This window comes from uncultured Capnocytophaga sp. (assembly GCF_938029845.1).
In the GTDB taxonomy this organism is placed as follows: domain Bacteria; phylum Bacteroidota; class Bacteroidia; order Flavobacteriales; family Flavobacteriaceae; genus Capnocytophaga.
This window is the reverse complement of record NZ_CALHGG010000058.1, coordinates 1-5606: the sequence shown is the minus strand read 5'-3', so window position 1 is coordinate 5606 and position 5606 is coordinate 1. Positions and strand designations below refer to the sequence as shown.

The window sequence follows — 5606 nt, the reverse complement described above, 5'->3', positions numbered from 1 at the left end:
GCTCATCAAGAGCGTTCATTGGATTGCCGTGTCCTACAAATAGAGCTGGGATTTTTTTGGTCATTAAGAGAATTTCAATTTCTAATTTGCTAATTCAATATGCAGCTCCTTAAGTTGTGCCTCATCAATAGGAGAAGGGGCATCAATCATCACATCGCGGCCGCTGTTGTTCTTAGGGAAGGCGATAAAGTCACGTATAGTTTCTTGTCCGCCAAGCAGTGCTACCAATCGGTCAAAGCCGAACGCTAAACCACCATGAGGAGGAGCGCCATAGCGGAAGGCATTCATTAAGAAGCCAAATTGTGCTTGTGCCTGCTCAGGGGTAAAGCCGAGTAGGGCAAACATCTTGGCTTGTAATTCGCGGTCAAAGATACGTATAGACCCACCACCTACTTCGTTGCCATTGAGTACAAGGTCGTAAGCATTGGCACGTACAGCTCCTGGGTCGGTGTCGAGCAAAGGAATATCCTCAGGCTTAGGCGAGGTGAAAGGGTGGTGCATCGCAAAGAAGCGATTTTCCTCTTCATTCCACTCAAGCAGGGGAAAGTCTACTACCCATAATGGGGCATATACATCGGGATTGCGCAAGCCCAGACGCTCGGCCAGTTCCATACGGAGGGCGCTGAGTTGCCCGCGTACTTTGTTGGCTTTGCCTGAGAGGATACAGATAAGATCGCCTGCTTTGGCTCCTGTGCGCTCTGCCCACGCCTTGAGGTCGTCCTCGTTGTAGAACTTATCTACAGATGATTTGAAAGTGCCGTCTTCATTGCATTTTACATATACCAAGCCTGAAGCGCCTATTTGTGGACGTTTTACCCATTCTACCAAGGCATCAATTTCCTTGCGGGTGTAGCTATTAGCACCAGGTACGGCAATACCTACCACCAATTCAGCTTCGTTGAATACCTTAAAATCGCGGTGTTGAGCAAGGTCATTAAGCTCACCAAACTTCATTCCAAAGCGGATATCGGGTTTGTCGTTGCCATAAGTTTTCATAGCCTCAGCGTAGGTCATACGAGGGAAAGCACCAAACTCTAATCCTTTGAGTTCTTTGAGCAAGTGCTTTGCCAAGCCCTCAAAGGTTTGGATAATATCCTCTTGTTCTACAAATGACATCTCACAGTCTATCTGAGTAAATTCAGGTTGGCGGTCAGCACGGAGGTCTTCGTCGCGGAAACATTTTACGATTTGGAAGTATTTATCAAGCCCCCCCACCATAAGTAGCTGTTTGAAAGTTTGTGGGGATTGGGGCAAGGCGTAGAACTCCCCAGCATTCATACGGCTAGGTACCACAAAGTCACGAGCTCCCTCTGGAGTCGATTTAATCAACACAGGTGTTTCTACCTCAATAAACCCTTGTCCAGAAAGGTAGTTACGCACAATCATGCCTACCTTATGCCGGAAGATAAGGTTTTCACGTACAGGCGTACGACGGATATCAAGGTAGCGGTACTTCATACGGAGATCTTCGCCGCCGTCTGTATTGTCTTCAATGGTAAAAGGAGGTACTTCTGAGTGGTTGAGCAGGGTGAGTGCCGTAACGAGAATTTCTATTTCCCCCGTAGGAATATTTGCATTAATAGCTTCACGCTTGATGACAGCACCTTGTATCTGAATTACATCCTCACGAGAGAGGGTTTTGGCTTGTTCGAATACGGTTTTGTCGGTACGTTCTTCATCAAAGATTAGCTGGGTGATACCATAGCGGTCACGCAGGTCTATCCAGATCATAAAGCCCTTATTACGGATACGTTGTACCCAACCGCTAAGGGTTACTTGTTCGCTGAGGTGAGCGCTGTTAAGCGCACCACAAGTATGTGTTCTATACATTTTTTAATAACTTCTAATAACCTGCAAAAATACTCATTAATTTTGAAAAGTGCAAGATATGAGGCGATTTTATTATAGAGGAATTTAAGTTCTACAACGATTAGCACAAATGACTGCCTATTTGTAAATAATTCACTATCTTTGTCGCCCGAAACTGATATGTTATGGCAACAAGCAAAAACTACCTGAAGAAGACTTTACAACTTGTACTCCCCTTATTATTAGGGATATTCTTATGCTGGTATGCCTTTGCCCAGTTCAGCGAGCAAGAGTTATCGCTTATCAAGGAGCAATTCCTTAAGGCTGATTATTCCTTTCTGTGGTTATCGGTAGGAATGGGGTTCTTAAGCCATGTATCACGAGGGATACGTTGGCAATATACCTTAGCCTCTATGCATTATTTTCCAAAACGATATAACCTTGTCTTGGCTGTGTTTATTGGGTATTTGTTGAACCTCACTATACCTCGGTCAGGAGAAGTCTCTCGTGCCTTGATTATCAATAGGTACGACAAAGTACCTTTTGACAAGTCCTTTGGTACGATACTTACTGAGCGGGTGATAGATATGTGTATCTTATTGTTACTCATTGCAGTAGTGTTTGTTTTCCAGTTTGATCTGGTATGGCACTTTTTAGAAGGCTATTTTACTTTTTCCTATATTATAGTGATACTCTTGGTCTTGGGGCTTGTGTTTGTAGCTTTTCTCTACTGGATTTACCGCTCTACCTCTTCCATAGCACAGAAAATCCGCAAATTGCTCTCAGGTATCAAAGAAGGGATATTTTCCATTGCTCACCTAAAGAAGAAATGGCAGTTTATAGCTCATACTGTATTTATTTGGCTTATGTACTTTTTGATGTTCTATGTAGTGTTTTTCTCCATGGAACAAACTAAGGATTTGTCACTTATACAAGTGCTTACTGCTTTTGTTATTGGGAGTTTTGCCATTGTCTTTACCAATGGGGGTTTAGGTGCTTATCCGCTTTTTATAGCCAAAGTGTTATTGCTTTTTGGTGTAGCCGAGACGGTAGGTACAGCCCTAGGCTGGGTGATATGGATAGCTCAGTTCTTGATGATTGTTCTTTTCGGAGGATTGTCCTTTTTACTTTTACCCCTCATCAATAGAGGTCAGCGGTCAGTAGTCAGACTATAGCGCTGTTCGTTATTCACTTTTCACTATTCACTAATTATGACTTGTTATCACTGTGGAAATAATTGTGATCCTAAGCACCCTATTGTATTTGACGATAAACATTTTTGTTGTCAGGGGTGTCAGACGGTCTATGAAATCCTATCTACTAATAAATTAGACAAATATTATACCTACGAGCAAACCCCTGGGGCACGTCCTGAAGAGGCAGGGGAGAAGTACCATTTCTTAGACAATCCCCAGATTGTAGCCAACTTGCTGGAGTTTGACGAGGGGAATACACAAATCGTCTCTTTATATATTCCTCATATTCATTGTAGTTCGTGTATCTGGGTGTTGGAGAATTTACAGAGATTACACGAAGGTGTGATACATGCCTTAGTTGATTTTCCTAAAAAGACGGTACGCATTAGTTACCTAAAAGACAAAATCACTCTGAAAGAGTTGGTGATACTTCTATCCAAAATAGGCTATGCTCCTTATATAAGTTTGGACGATTATTCTCAGAAGAAGGACAAGAAGGGACAAAAGCAACTACTATACAAGTTGGGGGTGGCGGGTTTTGCCTTTGGAAATATTGGGCTGTTGTCCTTCCCTGGGTTCTTTGAAGACAACGAATTTTGGTTTAATCGATATAAGGATTTCTTCCGTTGGCTGATGTTTGCTTTCTCTCTACCTATAATGTTCTATGCGGCTACTGACTACTTTGTCTCCGCCTATAAGGGGATTCGCAATCGTTTTCTCACCATTGATATTCCCTTGGCTTTGGGCATTCTCACTATGTTTGTCCGCAGTACTTACGATATTATATCGGGTAGGGGACAGGGCTTTTTTGATAGTCTTGCTTCGTTAGTGTTTTTACTGCTCATAGGCAAATTTTTTCAGCAACGCACCTATTCCTTTCTCTCCTTTGAGCGAGATTACAAAAGCTATTTCCCTATAGGGGTAACTCGTATCACAGGAGAGCAGGAAGAGAGTATCCAAGTATATGATATCAAGGAGGGTGACCACTTACTGATTCGCAATGAAGAGCTCATACCCGTAGATGCCGTGCTTATTCGTGGGGTGGGGCAGATAGATTACAGCTTTGTAACAGGTGAATCCAAATGGACAGAGAAGAACAGTGGGGACAAACTCTTTGCAGGAGGTCGACATAAAGGAGCGGCTATAGAGATAGAAGCCACTAAAACCGTTTCCCAAAGCTACCTTACCCAGCTATGGAGTCAAGAATCCTTCCATAAGAATAAGAATGAGGGGATCAAGACCCTTACCGATAGGATAAGTCAGTATTTTACTTTCTTTGTGTTGCTCATTGCTTTTTTGACCTTAGCTTTTTGGCTAGTCTATGGTACCCCTACTGAAGCTTTCAATGCCTTTACTGCAGTGCTCATCATCGCTTGCCCTTGTGCTTTAGCGGTTTCAGCTCCTTTTGCTTTAGGGAATATGCTCAGACTTTTAGGCAAACGCCGTTTTTACCTCAAAGATACCCAAACCATAGAGCAAATGGCGCGGATAGATACCCTTATCTTTGACAAAACAGGTACTATTACCCAAAGTAATACCCAAGAAATTACTTATGAAGGTCAAACGATGAATGCCCAACAACTTTCCTTGCTCAAGAGTGTATTGCGTAATTCCAACCATCCCCTTTCTCGTCAGCTATACGAATACCATAAGCAGGTAGATATACATCCTCTTGACCATTATCAAGAACTAATAGGCAAAGGTATGGAAGCCACTTGGGGAGGGGATAGCATAAAGGTAGGCTCCGCTAAGTTTGTAACGGATAAGGAAAACAAAGATGAAACAGCGGTATATGTGAGTATTAATGGGCAGTTAATAGGAAAATATACTTTTAAGAATCCTTATAGAGAACATATATTTACCGTTTTCCATGAATTGGAAGCCAAGGGCTATACCTTAGCGTTGCTTTCAGGGGATACTGAGGCAGAAAAAGCCTTCTTACAAGCGCAACTCTCGGATAAAGTATCACTACACTTCAATCAAAGTCCTGCCGATAAACTCCATTATATAGAGCAATTACAAAAGGAAGGCAAGCAAGTAATGATGCTAGGCGATGGGCTGAATGATGCAGGTGCCCTCAAGCAAGCCCAAGTAGGCTGTGCTGTGGCAGAAAACAGCAATACCTTTTCTCCAGCCTGTGAAGCTATCCTACAGGCCTCTGAGATAGAGAAGCTTCCGCACTTCCTTGCCCTAAGCAAGAAGACTATGCAAGTGATTAAGATGAGTTTTGTACTCTCCTTATTATATAATTGTATAGGTACGTTCTTTGCCGTAACAGGAAACTTAGAACCCGTAGTAGCGGCAATTCTGATGCCAATTAGCTCTATTAGTATAGTGCTTTTTACGACTTTGATGACGAATAGATTAGCGAATAAGGTAATGAGATGATGAGTCAATGAGTCAATTTCGAATTTTCAGATGATTTAATGAGTCAATTATCTAATGAGTCACGACTTTTTTGTTTAACAAAAGCATTGATAAACAACTATTTAAAAAAATAATCAAAAAAATCTGACAAATTATTTTGTCAGTTCAAAAAGTTGTAGTACTTTTGCACCCGCTTTCAGAAAGGGAGCTAGTTCATTAAAATAGACTAAAATT

Annotated in this window: 3 protein-coding genes; 2 read left to right on the top strand and 1 reads right to left on the bottom strand. The window is 42.1% G+C overall.

Going from position 1 to position 5606, the window contains the following annotated elements; genetic code table 11:
• Positions 1-81: 81 nt before the first annotated feature.
• Complete coding sequence (gene aspS / locus Q0625_RS04085) at positions 82-1830, bottom strand: aspartate--tRNA ligase (protein WP_298823678.1); 1749 nt, start codon at positions 1828-1830, stop codon at positions 82-84.
• A gap of 164 nt (positions 1831-1994) precedes the next feature.
• Here aspS and Q0625_RS04080 point away from each other — a divergent pair, with 164 nt between their 5' ends.
• Both Q0625_RS04080 and Q0625_RS04075 read left to right on the top strand, forming a co-directional pair.
• On the top strand, positions 1995-2984 hold the full coding sequence (locus Q0625_RS04080) for a lysylphosphatidylglycerol synthase transmembrane domain-containing protein (RefSeq protein WP_298823677.1): 990 nt from the start codon (positions 1995-1997) through the stop codon (positions 2982-2984).
• Between the two features lie 36 nt (positions 2985-3020).
• Positions 3021-5393, top strand: a complete 2373-nt coding sequence (locus tag Q0625_RS04075) for a heavy metal translocating P-type ATPase metal-binding domain-containing protein (protein ID WP_298823676.1) — start codon at positions 3021-3023, stop codon at positions 5391-5393.
• The last annotated feature ends 213 nt before the right edge of the window (positions 5394-5606 follow it).

What these genes read in the sequence shown, in the direction of transcription:
- aspS (WP_298823678.1), bottom strand. Translation starts at nt 1,830, where the DNA reads ATGTATAGAACACATACTTGTGGTGCGCTTAACAGCGCTCACCTCAGC.
- Q0625_RS04080 (WP_298823677.1), top strand. Translation starts at nt 1,995, where the DNA reads ATGGCAACAAGCAAAAACTACCTGAAGAAGACTTTACAACTTGTACTC.
- Q0625_RS04075 (WP_298823676.1), top strand. Translation starts at nt 3,021, where the DNA reads ATGACTTGTTATCACTGTGGAAATAATTGTGATCCTAAGCACCCTATT.